This window comes from Pseudomonas sp. CAN1, assembly GCF_030462585.1.
Lineage (GTDB): Bacteria > Pseudomonadota > Gammaproteobacteria > Pseudomonadales > Pseudomonadaceae > Pseudomonas.
This window is the reverse complement of record NZ_JASMRU010000007.1, coordinates 15,815-30,284: the sequence shown is the minus strand read 5'-3', so window position 1 is coordinate 30,284 and position 14,470 is coordinate 15,815. Positions and strand designations below refer to the sequence as shown.

The following is a 14,470-nucleotide window of genomic DNA, read 5'->3' as shown; positions in this document are numbered from 1 at the left end:
AGTGCGCCGCGCTTTGTTCATCTGCAGCCGCAATCGCTTGCGCAGCCCCACCGCCGAAACCGTCTTCGCCAGCTGGCCGGAGGTCGAGACTGACTCCGCCGGGCTGGCGCCGGACGCGGAATGCCCGCTGAGCGCCGAGCAACTGGAGTGGGCCGACCTGGTCTTCGTCATGGAGCGCCGACACCGCCAGGCGCTGCTGCGTCGCTTCTCCGCGGCCATGCGCGGCAAGCGCCTGGTGTGCCTGGATATCCCCGACGACTACGCCTATCTGCAGCCTGAACTGGTGCTGCTGCTTGAGCAGAAGGTCGGACCTTTGCTTCGCGTGGAGCGGGCATGAGCGAGTTCCGCATCGTGCTGCGGGACGGCGAGCTGGTTTGCTCCGGCTTCCGCATCCAGGCGCAGCCCGAACCTTCGCTGGCCATCGATGGCGACCTGCTCTGGGCGCTGGAGCAGCCGCAGTGGTGCGAGCTGGCGGTGTCGATCGAGGAGTGCGATGGCGCTACGTGGATCACGCCGCTGCCTCTTGTGCAGCAGAGTGGTTTCAATCCGCAGCGGGTAATCGCCTGGCGCGACGAGCCGGTTCGCATCGAGCAGCCCGAAGGCGTCGAGGATGCCGAAGCGGCCATCCACTGGTGGCGCGGTGGCACGGTCGAGGATGTACGCGGGCGCATCAGTCATTATCCCTGGGGCCGCCTGCTGCGCCTCGAAGGTCCGGGTATCACGGCCGAGCACATCCTGTTTCCCCGCGGCTTCGGTTGCGTCTATTTCGGCCACCTGGATACCGACTGGCGCCGCCTGCGCTTCGAACCGGCCGCCTGAGGCCACAACTTTGCGGAACCGAAGCGGGAGGGGCGCAGCCTAACTTTGCACTGCCCCAGCGAGGTGCCCCGCATGGCCACGGAAAAACCTCCCGCACGCAGCGGTGCGCGTGCCAAGCCGAGTGCGTCGAGCGCGAAGAAGCCCGCTCCGCGCAATCCTTCGCGCAACACGCCATCGCGCGGCTCGAAAGCTGGCAGCTCGAAAGCCGGCAGCGACACGGCGGACGATCTCTCCGCCGAGGAGCGCCGCAAGGTAGAGAAAAGCCAGCCGCCGCGCGCGCTGGTGCTGCACGAAGTCATCCGCCTGCAGGGCAATCACGAACTGGACCGCACCCTGGCCGCGCTCTGGTGGTCGGCGCTGGCCGCTGGGCTGACCATCGGCCTGTCGCTGATGGCCATGGGGCTGTTCCGCTCGCGGCTGCCGGAGCACGACATGGCGGTGATCACCACCAGCCTCGGCTACCCGGTTGGCTTCCTGGCGATCATCCTCGCGCGTCAGCAGTTGTTCACCGAGAACACCCTGACAGCGGTGCTGCCGGTGATGAGTGAGCCGACCCTGGAGAAGTTCGGCCAGTTGCTGCGGCTGTGGTCGGTGGTGCTGGCGGGCAATATCGTCGGCGCGCTGCTGTTCGCCTACGGCATGCTGCACCTGCCGATCTTCGACACCAAGGCCGACCAGGCCTTCCTCGACATCGGCCGTGAGGTGATGGAGAACGACCACTGGCAGATGTTCTCCAAGGGCATCGTTTCCGGCTGGATGATCGCCACCATGGTCTGGCTGGTGCCGGCGGCGGAGAACGCCAAGGTATGGATCATCTTCCTGGTCACCTACCTGATGGCGCTGGGCAGCTTCAGCCACATCGTGGTCGGCACCTGCGAGGTGGGTTACCTGATGTTCGCCGGGGAGGTGGGGCTGGGGGCGTTCGTTCTCGACTTCGCCCTGCCGACGCTGGCCGGCAACATAGTCGGCGGCAGCCTGATCTTCGCGCTGATGAGTCACGCCCAGGTGCGCAGCGATACGTCACCTGCGGACAAATCCCCCAAGGAGAAGTCCCCGAAAAGAAAAACGGCGCCCTGAGGCGCCGTTTTTTTGTGCGGTATGAAGCGGGGCGTCAGATGCCCAGCTTGTCGCGCATGGTGTAGTACCAGGCACCGATCGCGGAGAACGGCACCTGGAACATGCGGCCGCCCGGGAAGGGGTAGTGCGGCAGGGTGGCGAAGGCGTCGAAACGCTCGGCCTGGCCGCGCAGCACTTCGGCCAGCAGCTTGCCCGCCAGGTGGGTGTAGGTCACGCCGTGGCCCGAGCAACCCTGGGAGTAGTAGATGTTGTCGCCGATACGGCCAACCTGCGGCAGACGCGAAAGGGTCAGCAGGAAGTTGCCGGTCCAGGCGAAGTCGATCTTCACGTCCTTCAGCTGCGGGAACACCTTGAGCATCTTCGGACGAATGATCGCCTCGATGTTCGACGGGTCGCGCGCACCGTAGACCACGCCACCACCGAAGATCAGGCGGTTGTCGCCGGTCAGGCGGTAGTAGTCGAGCAGGTAGTTGCAGTCTTCGACGCAGTAGTCCGTCGGCAGCAGGGACTTGGCCAGGTCGGCGCTCAGCGGCTCGGTGGTGATCACCTGGGTGCCGCACGGCATGGACTTGGAAGCCAGCTCCGGTACCAGGCCGCCGAGGTAGGCGTTACCGGCCACCACGATGAACTTGGCTTTCACACGGCCCTTCGGGGTGTGTACGACCGGGTTGGCGCCACGGTCGATCTTCACGGCAGGGGACTGCTCGTGGATCACGCCACCGAGGGATTCCACGGCTGCGGCTTCGCCCAGGGCGAGGTTCAGCGGGTGGATGTGGCCGCCGCTCATGTCGAGCATGCCGCCGACATAGCTGTCGGTGCCGACGACTTCACGGATGCGCTTGGCGTCCATCAGTTCCAGCTGGGTGTGGCCGAAGCGCTCCCACAGCTTCTTCTGCGACTCCAGGTGGCCCATCTGCTTGGTGCTGAGGGCCGCGAACACGCCGCCGTCCTTCAGGTCGCACTGGATGTTGTACTTGGCGATGCGCTCGCGAATGATGCGGCCGCCTTCGAAGGCCATGTCGCCCAGCAGTTTTGCCTGCTTGGCGCCGACGGTGCGTTCAATGACGTCGATGTCGCGGCTATAGCTGTTGACGATCTGGCCGCCGTTACGGCCCGAGGCACCGAAGCCAACCTTGGCGGCTTCCAGTACGGTGACCTTGAAACCGTTTTCCAGCAGGAACAGGGCGGTCGACAGGCCGGTGTAGCCTGCGCCGATCACGCAGACATCGGTTTCCACCTCGCCCTGCAGTTCAGGACGTGCCGGAACCGGGTTGGCCGAAGCTGCGTAATAGGAAGAGGGGTAGGAGGTGTGCGGCATAATGCACCTGTGTTTGTTATTTTTTACGAGATGGGTGGATGCTACCTGAGTCGAATCAGGCCGGCTAGTGCCCGTGCAAAATAATTTACGGACGGTCGAACATAAAAAAATTCACTTTTTCAGTGGCTTAGCTGAAAAAAGTGCTTGACGCTCTAAAACGATCGCGTAGAATGCGCCCCACACGACAGGCACATAGCTCAGTTGGTTAGAGCACCACCTTGACATGGTGGGGGTCGTTGGTTCGAGTCCAATTGTGCCTACCAAACATAATCGCTTCGGCGATTTCAGAAAGGGCGATCCGAAAGGGTCGCCCTTTTTGTTTTGGGCGTTTTTCGCGGAATCACCGGCAGGGCGTCCGGTGGTCGTGCGCTTCGGGCGATGCGCGCTGTGGTGCTCGAGCATCTTCTGCTGAGGTGGCGCTGGATAGTAGGTCGCTATCTCGCTGTCGATCTGGCTTGGGGCGCTTGCAGGTCCAGAGGCTTCTTCCCTCCTTTATCTGTTCTTCCTCTTCCCATTGCTCGCTTGCTGCTGGTTCGGGTTCTCGCCGGCGTGGCGCAGCTATCTATATGCGCGTGCCGGCTTCCAGGGGGTCTCTTTGTCATGGGCGGTGCGTAGCTGTGTCGGCTTGAGGCGGCGGTGCTGGGGGAGTGTCAGGCCAGGACGCTGGCGTGGCCTCTAGTTCATTGCGTTTCTGCTTTCGCTGGAGGTTTCGTACTGCCGGCATTTCAGTTCGGCATTCGCGTACGCCTGATCGGGTGTCTGGTCGCCGTGGTAACCGAACCGCACGAAGTACCTGACGATCACCTGGGTGTCGGCGTCCAGCTTGGCGCTGCCGTCGTGAATGGCGGCTATCGCCTGCTGCTCGGTTTTGCCTTGGTCGCGGTACAGGGCGCCTGCGCGTGCAAACAGGCCGACGCCGGTGCAGAAGTCGGAGGCCTGAGCGCCACTGGCCAGGGTTGTGAGCAGGAGCAATGCTGTGAGCTTCTTCATGTGACCTCACTGAGCCTGCGATTGCGTGCTTTCCATGAGTATGGAGCCTACAGCACTGTTCTGCCTGCCTGAAGAATCAATGCGATACAGGGCTTCTTGTGCAGGCTCGACTATCGGCTTCCAATGTCTGTCGCTTGCCCGGGAGGGCATGGAAGTTGCGAAAAAGAGGGGGCTTCGTGTCGGGTGGGCGAAATGAAAGAGTGTTGCCGGGGGAGGGGCTGCCCTGCTGGTATGTCAGGCGCTGAGCAGCATGCCGTGGAGGTGCTGCAGGCGTTCTTGCCCGCGCTTGAGGGTCAGGGGCTCGCGCGAAGTGATAGACCAGCCTTCCAGCAGCAGCTGATCGACGTAAAGCCGCAATCCGTGAAATTGTCTTTGTTCGGTCATGGTGATGGCCTAATGGTGGCGCGCGAAGCTTAGCAAACTATCCACTCAACCGGCATGCCGCTTGGCGGTCTTTTTTGCCTGGAGAAAGGCATGGTGGATCGTCAGGTGGCTTCTGTTGTCGCGGGCTGCGCTGGCATGATGCGCGGGCTTCGCGAGAGGGGCTTCGGAAGGAGTGGTATCGAAGGATCATGCTTTTGCTGGTGCTCGAAGAGGTGGTCTGCCTTTGGCGGGTTCGCTGGCCCACGAAGGTGTGTGGGCGCCTGCTATGGTGTCCCTGTGTGATTGTTCGGAGGTGATGATGGGCGGTCTGCGATCCTGGTTGTTGCTCGGCGCGCTGCTGGTGCCGCTGCCGGCGTTGGCGGAAATGCAGGTGATCTGGCCGCAGGGCTGGGAGGTGTCGCGCTCGCCGGCGGATTCGGCGGCGGATGCTCCGGTGGTTCGTCAGCGTGGTGTACGCATGGCGGAGGACGGTTCCCAGGACCTGGTCATGGAAGTCACGCGCAGCCGGCTCGGCTCCGGTGTCGCGGTCAGTGTCGAGAATGTCATCGTTGAGATGCGCAAGGCGCTGCAGAAGGACTTCATGCGCCAAGGCTTCCAGGCGGCGTGCAGCAAGCCGCTGGACACCAGACTTGGCGGGTTGGTGGGGCTGGAGGTGCATTGCGGCATCAGCCAGAACGGTACCGAGGTGCTCAAGCAGACGGTGCAGGTCGCGTTGGGCGATGGTGCGGCGTACTCGTTGACCTATGCGGCGCCGGCGCAACGCTATGCGGAGTTGGCAGGTGAGATCGAGTCGGTGAAGGCAGGCATCAGTCTGAACTGAGGGTCGCCTTCCTTTATATAGGCAGGCAGAAATGCAAAAGCCCCGCTTAGGCGGGGCTTTTTCGTTGTCAGGCTCACGCTGCGATGGTGGCTTGCACTCGCTGGATCACCGCGTTCAGCGGTGCCTCGCCCAGGTACTGCTGGGGGTAGAGACGCTCGGTGTGCTTGGCGATGCCATGCTCGTTCACCAGGGTGAAGCTGAAACCATGCTTGCGCTTGGCCTGGATGACGCAGTTCAGAGGGGCGAAGGCCGCCGAGAGGGTGCCAATCGCCTGCTGGATTTGCAGGGAAGTTTTCATTGTCTTGTCTTTCCAATTTGTTAACGGTCCTATGACCGTCGAATTCGTCAAAAGCTCCGGGTGCGCTCTGAGAATGCAGAAGGCGTATGACCGGAATATGGCAGCGATTGGAAACTTGGGGGTCTGTTCGCGTCAGGCTGCGATGTTGGGTGAAAGCAGAGGTTCTGACGTGGGGCGCTGATCGCTCGGGCAAATGTTCCTGGCGCGGTTGGCGTGCTCTGGAATCGTTGTGGAGGATGCGCTGGCCGTGGCCCTGTAGAGCCCAGCTTCTGCCCTGGATCAGGTAGGGAGTGCTGGGAGGGGCGACCTTGGGTTTGGTGTTCGCTGTCGGCCAGTATAAGGATTTCTTCTAACGATGGCTAGTTTTTATACAGCCGTCTGTCAGAAGCCGCCAAGCGAAGGGGAAATTCCGCGGAGCGGGAGCGCTCCGCGGAAGATCGGTGTCACTGCAGCCAGGATTCCACGGTGTCGCCACCGTATTGCTGTTTCCAGGCTTTCAGGGTCTTGTGGTTGCCGCCCTTGGTCTCGATGGTCTCGCCATTGTGCGGGTTCTTGTAGATCTTCAGCTGACGGGTGCGGCGCGGCTGTTGTGCGGCGGCCGGCTCGGTGGAAGTCTGCGGGTCGAGAATGTCGACGACATTGCGCAGGTTCATGCCGTACTGGTCCATCAAGGCTTGCAGTTGATCCTTGAACTCCAGTTCTTTTTTCAGGCCGCCATCGCTCTTGAGTTTCTCGAGCAGGGCGAGTTGTTCCTGGAGTTTGCGCTCGGCTTCGCGGAATTCCGCAAGTTTGGACATCTGGGTGCTCCCGTAATCAGGGTTGGTTAGTACGGGGCGATTCTCTGTTCTCTTGAATGTTCGCGTCAACTGAATATATGAATTGTTGCGATTGAGAAAAGACACTTTAAATGTTGCGCGCACATGAAAGGTTGGTGGATTAGTTGGTCGGTAAGCGATAATGCGCGAGCTAAAGGCTCCGGCTGGATTGATGGGTATTGAATAGCCCCTGCAAAGCCTGTGTGCTTTATTGTGGTGCGTTGCGTGTGAGTGTCGGATGAATAACGAGATAGTGCAGTATCAGGTCAATGAGTATGGACTGGCGTGCCAGGTTTCCGGGCGTGGCGCACCGTTGGTGCTGGTTCATGGCTCGCTATGTGATTACCGCTACTGGCAGGCGCAAGTCGAGGCATTGGCTGCGCGGTATCGTGTGATAGTGCCCAGTCTGCGTCACTATTTTCCTGAACAGTGGAATGGTGAAGGGAAGGGCTTTACTACGCAGCAGCATGTTGAAGACTTGCTGGAGTTGATCGACCAGTTGCCTGGACCGGTTCACCTGCTGGGACATTCTCGTGGCGGAAATATCTGTCTGCGAGTGGCGCTGGCGGCTCCGCGGAAATTGCTTTCGTTGACCCTTGCAGATCCCGGCGGAGACTTTGCCGATGATGTCTTCACTGCAGTAAATATCGAGGCGCCAGTATCTCCCGTCGAGCGCAATCAGTTTCGTCAGCAGGCGCTGCAGATGATTCGCGCAGGCCAGGTGGAGGAGGGGTTGCAACTCTTTGTCGATACTGTCAGTGGTGCGGGAGTCTGGTCGCGCTCATCGCGACAGTTCCGCGAAATGGCGACGGCCAATGCAATGACTCTGGTCGGGCAAGTCGCCGATCATCAGGTGCCTATAAATCACCAGCAGTTGGCGCAATTGCAGTTGCCGGTATTGCTGATCGGTGGTGCGAAAAGTCCGGAACCATTCCCGCGGATCATCCGGGCATTGCAATCGACGTTGGCGGATGTGCGGTCAGTGACGATTCCGGGTGCGTCCCACGGCATGAATGTTATCCGCCCGGCATCGTTCAATCGCGCTGTGCTGGAATTTGTCGCACAGTACTGAGCGAAGTCAGCCTTGCCGCTCGTCAGTTTCCCTGAGTTGCAGTAACATCCTTCGCCTTGCCCGCTATCGTTTGCGGGCAGCTTTCGAAATCTTCCAGTGATCTACGTCCGCGCGCGAATGCGCAGGGTGCCGACAAGGCGCCTGCCACTGTGAGGCAGGCCTTCCCGGCGGGCGACGCTTACTGGCACATCCCAACCCATGTGGCCTTTCGTAGGGGTCACCACTAGGAGAGGAGGCGCCATGCCCATCATTACTCTTCCCGACGGTAGTCAGCGTTCCTTCGATCATCCGGTCAGCGTGACCGAGGTGGCGCAATCCATTGGCGCGGGCCTGGCGAAAGCCACCCTGGCCGGCAAGGTCAACGGCCGTCTGGTCGACGCCTGCGACATCATCGACAGTGACGCGACCCTGCAGATCATTACCCCGAAGGACGAGGACGGGCTGGAAATCATCCGCCACTCCTGCGCTCACCTCGTGGGCCATGCGGTCAAGCAGCTGTACCCGACCGCCAAGATGGTCATCGGCCCGGTGATCGACGAAGGCTTCTATTACGACATCGCCTTCGAGCGCCCCTTCACTCCGGATGACATGGCTGCCATCGAAAAGCGCATGGCCGAGCTGATCGAGAAGGACTACGACGTCATCAAGAAGATGACGCCGCGCGCCGAAGTCATCGAGACCTTCAAGGCTCGTGGTGAGGAGTACAAGCTGCGCCTCATCGACGACATGCCGGACGAGAAGGCCATGGGCCTGTACTTCCACGAGGAGTACGTGGACATGTGCCGCGGCCCGCACGTGCCGAACACTCGTTTCCTGAAAGCTTTCAAGCTCACCAAGATTTCCGGCGCCTACTGGCGCGGCGACTCGAAGAACGAGCAGCTGCAGCGCGTCTACGGCACCGCCTGGGCGGACAAGAAGCAGCTGGCTGCCTACATCCAGCGCATCGAGGAAGCCGAGAAGCGCGATCACCGCCGCATCGGCAAGCAACTCGACCTCTTCCACCTCCAGGAAGAAGCGCCGGGCATGGTCTTCTGGCACCCGAACGGCTGGACCGTCTACCAGGTGCTCGAGCAGTACATGCGCAAGGTGCAGCGCGACCACGGCTACGTGGAAGTCCGTACCCCGCAGGTCGTCGACCGCATCCTCTGGGAGCGCTCCGGTCACTGGACCAACTACGCCGAGAACATGTTCACCACTTCGTCGGAAAGCCGTGACTTCGCGGTCAAACCGATGAACTGCCCGTGCCACGTGCAGATCTTCAACCAGGGCCTGAAGTCCTACCGTGACCTGCCGCTGCGCCTCGCCGAATTCGGCGCCTGCCACCGCAACGAGCCGTCCGGCGCGCTGCACGGCATCATGCGCGTACGTGGCTTCACCCAGGACGACGCCCACATCTTCTGCACCGAAGAGCAGGTGAAGAAGGAAGCGGCCGACTTCATCAAGCTGACCCTGCAGGTCTATTCCGACTTCGGTTTCAGCGACGTTTCCATGAAACTGTCCACTCGTCCGGCCAAGCGCGTCGGTTCCGAAGAGCTATGGGATCGCGCCGAAAGCGCGCTGGCCGACGCTCTGAACGAATCCGGCCTGGAGTGGGAATACCAGCCGGGCGAGGGCGCCTTCTACGGTCCGAAGATCGAGTTCACCCTGAAGGATTGCCTCGGCCGTAACTGGCAGTGCGGCACCCTGCAGTACGACCCGAACCTGCCGGAACGTCTGGATGCCAGCTATATCGCCGAAGATAACAGCCGTACCCGTCCGGTCATGCTGCACCGTGCGATCCTCGGCTCCTTCGAGCGCTTCATCGGCATGCTCATCGAGCACTACGCCGGCCTGTTCCCGGCCTGGCTCGCACCGACCCAGGCGGTGGTGATGAATATCACTGACAAGCAGGGCGAATGGGCTGAAGAAGTGGTGCGTCAGCTCGAACAAAGCGGATTCCGTGCCAAGTCTGACTTGAGAAACGAGAAAATTGGCTTTAAAATCCGCGAGCATACTTTGCTCAAGGTTCCCTATCTGCTGGTCATCGGCGATAGGGAAGTTGAATCGCAGGCCGTCGCCGTACGTACGCGCGAAGGGGCAGACCTCGGCTCGATGCCGGTCGCCCAGTTCGCTGAGCTGCTTGCTCAGGCGGTTTCCCGGCGTGGTCGCCAAGACTCGGAGTAATCATTATTAAGCGTGAAATGAGGCAGGATAAGCGGGCTCTCCCGAAACCGCCGATCAACGAGAACATCACCGCCCGTGAGGTTCGTCTGATTGGTGCTGACGGTCAGCAGATCGGCGTGGTCTCCATCGATGAGGCTCTCCGTCTGGCTGACGAGGCCAAGCTGGACCTGGTGGAAATTTCTGCTGATGCGGTGCCCCCTGTCTGCCGCATCATGGACTACGGCAAGCACCTCTTCGAGAAGAAGAAGCAAGCCGCTGCTGCGAAGAAAAACCAGCACCAGCAACAGATCAAAGAAATCAAGTTTCGTCCAGGGACGGAAGAAGGGGATTACCAGGTAAAACTACGCAACCTGGTACGTTTCCTTAATGAAGGGGACAAGGCCAAGGTATCGCTTCGATTCCGTGGTCGTGAGATGGCCCACCAGGAGCTGGGCATGGAGCTGTTGAAGCGGGTCGAAAACGACCTCGCCGAAATCGGCACCGTGGAACAGCATCCTAAGCTGGAAGGACGCCAGCTGATGATGGTCATCGCTCCCAAGAAGCGTAAATAACCTCCCGGGCACTGGCAGGCCTGATGGTTATCAGTTGTTAACGAATGCGGAGTACTAAACATGCCAAAGATGAAAACCAAGAGTGGCGCCAAAAAGCGCTTCAAAGTGACTGCTGGTGGCATCAAGCACAAGCACGCTTTCAAGAGCCACATCCTGACCAAAATGACCACCAAGCGTAAGCGTCAGCTGCGCGGCACTTCGATGCTCGCTGCTTCCGACGTTCGCCGTGTAGCGCGCTCCCTGCGTCTGCGTTGATTTCTGGTAGAGGATAAATAAATGGCTCGTGTTAAGCGTGGCGTGATTGCCCGTCGTCGTCACAAAAAGATTCTGAAGCTCGCAAAAGGCTACTACGGCGCGCGTTCGCGCGTGTTCCGTGTTGCCAAGCAGGCGGTCATCAAAGCAGGCCAATACGCCTACCGTGACCGTCGTCAGCGCAAGCGTCAGTTCCGCGCTCTGTGGATCGCTCGTATCAACGCTGGTGCTCGTCTGAACGGTCTGTCCTACAGCCGTCTGATCGCTGGCCTGAAAAAAGCGGCCATCGAGATCGACCGTAAGGTCCTGGCCGATCTGGCTGTGAACGAAAAAGCGGCGTTTACCGCAATTGTCGAGAAAGCGAAGGCCAGCCTGGCTTAAGCCCCACGACAGTTACCGGATCTCGGTCCGGAGTTAACGTCACCGATAGGGGAAGAGCCTTACCGCTCTTCCCCTATTTTGTATCTGGAGTTGGTACATGGAAAACCTGGACGCGCTGGTTTCGCAGGCCCTGGACGCCGTGCGAAACACCGAAGACGTCAACGCCCTGGAGCAGATCCGGGTTCACTACCTCGGCAAGAAAGGCGAGCTGACCCAGGTCATGAAGACCCTGGGCGACCTGCCGGCCGAAGAGCGCCCCAAGGTCGGTGCGCTGATCAACGTCGCCAAGGAACAGGTTCAGGACGTGCTGAACGCCCGCAAGGCTGAGCTTGAGGGCGCCGCCCTCGCCGCCAAGCTGGCCGCCGAGCGCATCGACGTGACCCTGCCGGGCCGTGGCCAGTCCTCCGGCGGCCTGCATCCGGTCACCCGCACCAAGGAACGCATCGAGCAGTGCTTCACCCGCATCGGCTATGAAGTGGCCGAGGGGCCGGAAGTCGAAGACGACTACCACAACTTCGAAGCGCTCAACATTCCGGGCCACCACCCGGCTCGTGCCATGCACGACACCTTCTACTTCAATGCGAACATGCTGCTGCGCACCCATACCTCGCCGGTACAGGTGCGCACCATGGAAAACCAGAAGCCGCCGATTCGCATTGTCTGCCCGGGCCGCGTCTACCGCTGCGACTCCGACCTGACCCACTCGCCCATGTTCCACCAGGTCGAAGGTCTGCTGGTCGATGAAGACGTCAGCTTCGCCGACCTCAAGGGCACCATCGAAGAGTTCCTCCGCGCCTTCTTCGAGAAGGAATTCTCCGTCCGCTTCCGCCCGTCCTTCTTCCCCTTCACCGAGCCTTCGGCGGAAGTCGACATCCAGTGCGTGCTCTGCAGTGGCAAGGGTTGCCGCGTCTGCAAGCAGACCGGCTGGCTGGAAGTCATGGGTTGCGGCATGGTCCACCCCGACGTGCTGCGCATGTCCGGCATCGACCCCGAGAAATACCAGGGCTTCGCCTTCGGCATGGGGATCGAGCGCCTGGCCATGCTGCGCTATGGCGTGAACGACTTGCGCCTGTTCTTCGACAACGATCTGCGGTTCCTCGGCCAGTTCCGCTAGCCCGCACGACCGTCAACGCATTTAGGAGAGCAGGATGAAATTCAGTGAACAGTGGCTGCGGAGCTGGGTAAATCCGCAGGTATCCCGTGACGAGCTGGTGGCTCGTCTGTCCATGGCCGGCCTTGAGGTCGATGCCGTGATCCCGGTTGCCGGCCAGTTCAGCGGCGTGGTCGTGGGCGAAGTGCTGTCGACCGAACAGCACCCGGACGCCGACAAGCTGCGCGTCTGCCAGGTCAGCAACGGTTCGGAGACCTTCCAGGTTGTCTGCGGCGCGCCTAACGTGCGTCCGGGCCTGAAGATCCCCTTCGCCATGATCGGCGCCGAACTGCCGGGCGACTTCAAGATCAAGAAAGCCAAGCTGCGCGGCGTTGAATCCAACGGCATGCTCTGCTCGGCCAAAGAGCTGGAAATCAGCGAAGAAAACGCCGGCCTGATGGAGCTCGCCGCGGATGCGCCGGTGGGCGCCAACGTGCGCGACTACCTCGAACTGGACGACGCCTCCATCGAGATCGGCCTGACCCCGAACCGCGGCGACTGCCTGTCCCTCACCGGCCTCGCTCGCGAAGTCGGCGCGCTGTACAGCGCCGAGGTCAAGCCGGTGGTCGTCAACGCTGTTGCTCCGCATATCGATGATGTACGCAGCATTGAGCTGCTGGCACCCAAGGCCTGCCCGCGCTACCTCGGCCGTGTCATCCGCAACGTTGACCTGAGCAAACCGTCCCCCCTGTGGATGGTCGAGCGCCTGCGCCGTTCCGATATCCGCAGCATCGACGCCGCCGTCGACATCACCAACTACGTGATGATCGAGCTGGGCCAACCGATGCACGCCTTCGACCTCGACGAGATCAAGGGCGGCATTCGCGTGCGCATGGCGGAGGAGGGCGAGAAGCTCGTCCTGCTCGACGGCCAGGAAGTCACCCTGCGTGCCGATACCCTGGTGATCGCCGACCACGAACGTGCACTGGCCATTGCCGGCGTAATGGGTGGCGAGCACAGCGGCGTCAGCGCCAAGACCCGCGACCTGTTCCTCGAAAGCGCCTTCTTCGACAACATCGCCGTCGCTGGCAAGGCCCGCTCCTATGGCCTGCACACCGATGCCTCGCACCGCTTCGAGCGTGGTGTGGACTCGCAACTGGCCCGCCGCGCCATGGAGCGCGCCACCGAACTGCTGCTGCAGATCGTCGGCGGCGAAGCCGGCCCGATCATCGAGCAAGCCAGCGAAGCCGACCTGCCGAAGGTTGCGCCGGTTGCCCTGCGTGCCGAGCGCGTCACCCAGATGCTGGGCATGACCCTGGAAAACGCCGAGATCGAGCGTCTGCTCACCGCTCTGGAGTTCGACGTCCAGAAAGCCGGTGCCGATGCCTGGACCGTGGGTGTGCCGAGTCATCGCTTCGACGTCTCCATCGAAGTCGACCTGATCGAAGAGCTGGGCCGCCTGTATGGCTACAACCGTCTGCCGGTTCGTTACCCGCAGGCCCGTCTGGCGCCGAACACCAAGTCCGAGTCCCAGGCCGAGTTGCCGGCGCTGCGCCGCCTGCTGGTCGCCCGTGACTACCAGGAAGCCATCACCTACAGCTTCATCGATCCCAAGCTGTTCCAGCTGTTCCACCCTGGCGTCGAGCCGCTGATGCTGGCCAACCCGATCTCCGCCGACATGGCCGCCATGCGCGCCTCGCTCTGGCCGGGTCTGGTGAAGTCCCTGCAGCACAACCTCAACCGCCAGCAGACCCGCGTGCGTCTGTTCGAAAGCGGCCTGCGCTTCGTCGGTCAGCTGGAAGGGCTGGTGCAGGAAAACATGCTCGCCGGCGTCGTTTGCGGTGCCCGTCAGCCTGAAGGCTGGGCCAACGGCCGCGAGAACGTCGACTTCTTCGACGTGAAAGCCGATGTCGAAGCGCTGCTGGGTAACGCCGGCGCCCTCGAAGCCTTCACCTTCTCCCCGGCGGAACACCCGGCGCTGCACCCGGGCCAGACCGCCAAGATCGAGCGTGACGGCGTACTGGTCGGCTACCTGGGCGCCCTGCACCCGGAGCTGGCCAAGGCGCTGGACCTGGATCGCCCGGTCTACGTCTTCGAACTGGTACTGGCCGAAGTCGCCAAGGGTCGCCTGCCGAAATTCAGCGAACTGTCGCGCTTCCCTGAAGTGCGCCGTGACCTCGCGCTGATCGTCGATCTGGACACCCCGGCCGAATTCGTCCTGGCAAATATCCGTGAAACGGCGGGCGAATGGCTGACGGACCTCAGGCTCTTTGACGTCTACCACGGTAAAGGCATTGATCCGCTTAGAAAAAGCTTGGCCGTTGGCTTGACCTGGCAGCATCCATCACGCACTCTTAATGATGACGAGGTGAACGCGACTACGCAGAATATCGTCGCCTCGCTGGAACAAAGGTTCAACGCCACGTTAAGGAAGTAGCGT

At 61.4% G+C, this 14,470-nt stretch carries 16 protein-coding genes and 1 tRNA gene; 12 read left to right on the top strand and 5 right to left on the bottom strand.

The genetic code is table 11. From position 1 onward, the window contains the following. Position 1: 1 nt before the first annotated feature. The 3 genes from QO207_RS12095 to QO207_RS12085 all read left to right on the top strand — a co-directional run bounded on the left by QO207_RS12095 (position 2) and on the right by QO207_RS12085 (position 1,896). Entirely contained in the window at positions 2-337 is a 336-nt protein-coding gene (locus tag QO207_RS12095) for a low molecular weight protein tyrosine phosphatase family protein (RefSeq protein ID WP_301532644.1), read from the top strand. Then, positions 334-819, top strand: a complete 486-nt coding sequence (locus tag QO207_RS12090) for a hypothetical protein (protein ID WP_301532643.1) — start codon at positions 334-336, stop codon at positions 817-819. The genes QO207_RS12095 and QO207_RS12090 overlap by 4 nt, the downstream gene beginning before the upstream one ends. A gap of 72 nt (positions 820-891) precedes the next feature. After that, a complete protein-coding gene (locus QO207_RS12085; RefSeq protein WP_301532642.1) occupies positions 892-1,896 on the top strand; it encodes a formate/nitrite transporter family protein in 1,005 nt (334 codons plus the stop codon). Positions 1,897-1,930: 34 nt separating this feature from the next. Here the strand turns inward: QO207_RS12085 and QO207_RS12080 are convergent, their stop codons facing one another. After that, positions 1,931-3,214: an FAD-binding oxidoreductase gene (locus QO207_RS12080; RefSeq protein ID WP_138212879.1), complete on the bottom strand. Its 1,284-nt coding sequence runs from the start codon at positions 3,212-3,214 to the stop codon at positions 1,931-1,933. A gap of 186 nt (positions 3,215-3,400) precedes the next feature. On the opposite strand from QO207_RS12080, the gene QO207_RS12075 reads away from it, so the two are divergent. Then, positions 3,401-3,477: transfer RNA gene (locus QO207_RS12075), tRNA-Val, on the top strand. Positions 3,478-3,889: 412 nt separating this feature from the next. Here QO207_RS12075 and QO207_RS12070 read toward each other — a convergent pair. Both QO207_RS12070 and QO207_RS12065 read right to left on the bottom strand, forming a co-directional pair. Continuing rightward, the gene (locus tag QO207_RS12070) at positions 3,890-4,204 is read right to left on the bottom strand and encodes a hypothetical protein (protein ID WP_301532641.1); all 315 of its coding nucleotides are present in this window, start codon (positions 4,202-4,204) and stop codon (positions 3,890-3,892) included. A 234-nt stretch (positions 4,205-4,438) separates the two neighbouring features. Beyond that, the gene (locus QO207_RS12065) at positions 4,439-4,588 is read right to left on the bottom strand and encodes a hypothetical protein (RefSeq protein ID WP_301532640.1); all 150 of its coding nucleotides are present in this window, start codon (positions 4,586-4,588) and stop codon (positions 4,439-4,441) included. Between the two features lie 298 nt (positions 4,589-4,886). On the opposite strand from QO207_RS12065, the gene QO207_RS12060 reads away from it, so the two are divergent. Next, entirely contained in the window at positions 4,887-5,408 is a 522-nt protein-coding gene (locus tag QO207_RS12060) for a DUF4946 domain-containing protein (RefSeq protein WP_301532639.1), read from the top strand. 73 nt (positions 5,409-5,481) lie between these two features. Here QO207_RS12060 and QO207_RS12055 read toward each other — a convergent pair whose 3' ends face one another. Both QO207_RS12055 and QO207_RS12050 read right to left on the bottom strand, forming a co-directional pair. Continuing rightward, positions 5,482-5,706, bottom strand: coding sequence for a hypothetical protein (locus QO207_RS12055; protein WP_301532638.1), 225 nt, complete (start codon positions 5,704-5,706; stop codon positions 5,482-5,484). 443 nt (positions 5,707-6,149) lie between these two features. After that, positions 6,150-6,503: a histone-like nucleoid-structuring protein, MvaT/MvaU family gene (locus QO207_RS12050; protein WP_301532637.1), complete on the bottom strand. Its 354-nt coding sequence runs from the start codon at positions 6,501-6,503 to the stop codon at positions 6,150-6,152. 256 nt (positions 6,504-6,759) lie between these two features. Here QO207_RS12050 and QO207_RS12045 point away from each other — a divergent pair, with 256 nt between their 5' ends. From QO207_RS12045 to pheT, 7 genes are all read left to right on the top strand, one after another. After that, positions 6,760-7,593 carry an alpha/beta fold hydrolase gene (locus QO207_RS12045; RefSeq protein WP_301532636.1) on the top strand — a complete coding sequence of 278 codons (834 nt, stop codon included), beginning with the start codon at positions 6,760-6,762 and terminating at the stop codon, positions 7,591-7,593. Positions 7,594-7,833: 240 nt separating this feature from the next. Continuing rightward, entirely contained in the window at positions 7,834-9,756 is a 1,923-nt protein-coding gene (thrS, locus tag QO207_RS12040; RefSeq protein ID WP_301532635.1) for a threonine--tRNA ligase, read from the top strand. Further along, positions 9,756-10,307 (top strand): translation initiation factor IF-3, encoded by a 552-nt coding sequence (gene infC / locus QO207_RS12035; RefSeq protein ID WP_301532862.1) that lies wholly within the window; start codon positions 9,756-9,758, stop codon positions 10,305-10,307. Before thrS ends, infC begins: the two co-directional genes overlap by 1 nt. Positions 10,308-10,367: 60 nt before the next feature. Beyond that, positions 10,368-10,562, top strand: a complete 195-nt coding sequence (gene rpmI / locus QO207_RS12030; RefSeq protein WP_017516491.1) for a 50S ribosomal protein L35 — start codon at positions 10,368-10,370, stop codon at positions 10,560-10,562. Between the two features lie 21 nt (positions 10,563-10,583). Beyond that, the gene (rplT, locus tag QO207_RS12025; protein WP_045217787.1) at positions 10,584-10,940 is read left to right on the top strand and encodes a 50S ribosomal protein L20; all 357 of its coding nucleotides are present in this window, start codon (positions 10,584-10,586) and stop codon (positions 10,938-10,940) included. 97 nt (positions 10,941-11,037) lie between these two features. Beyond that, positions 11,038-12,054: a phenylalanine--tRNA ligase subunit alpha gene (gene pheS / locus QO207_RS12020; protein ID WP_184598685.1), complete on the top strand. Its 1,017-nt coding sequence runs from the start codon at positions 11,038-11,040 to the stop codon at positions 12,052-12,054. A gap of 34 nt (positions 12,055-12,088) precedes the next feature. Continuing rightward, positions 12,089-14,467, top strand: a complete 2,379-nt coding sequence (pheT, locus tag QO207_RS12015; protein WP_301532634.1) for a phenylalanine--tRNA ligase subunit beta — start codon at positions 12,089-12,091, stop codon at positions 14,465-14,467. Positions 14,468-14,470: the final 3 nt, after the last annotated feature.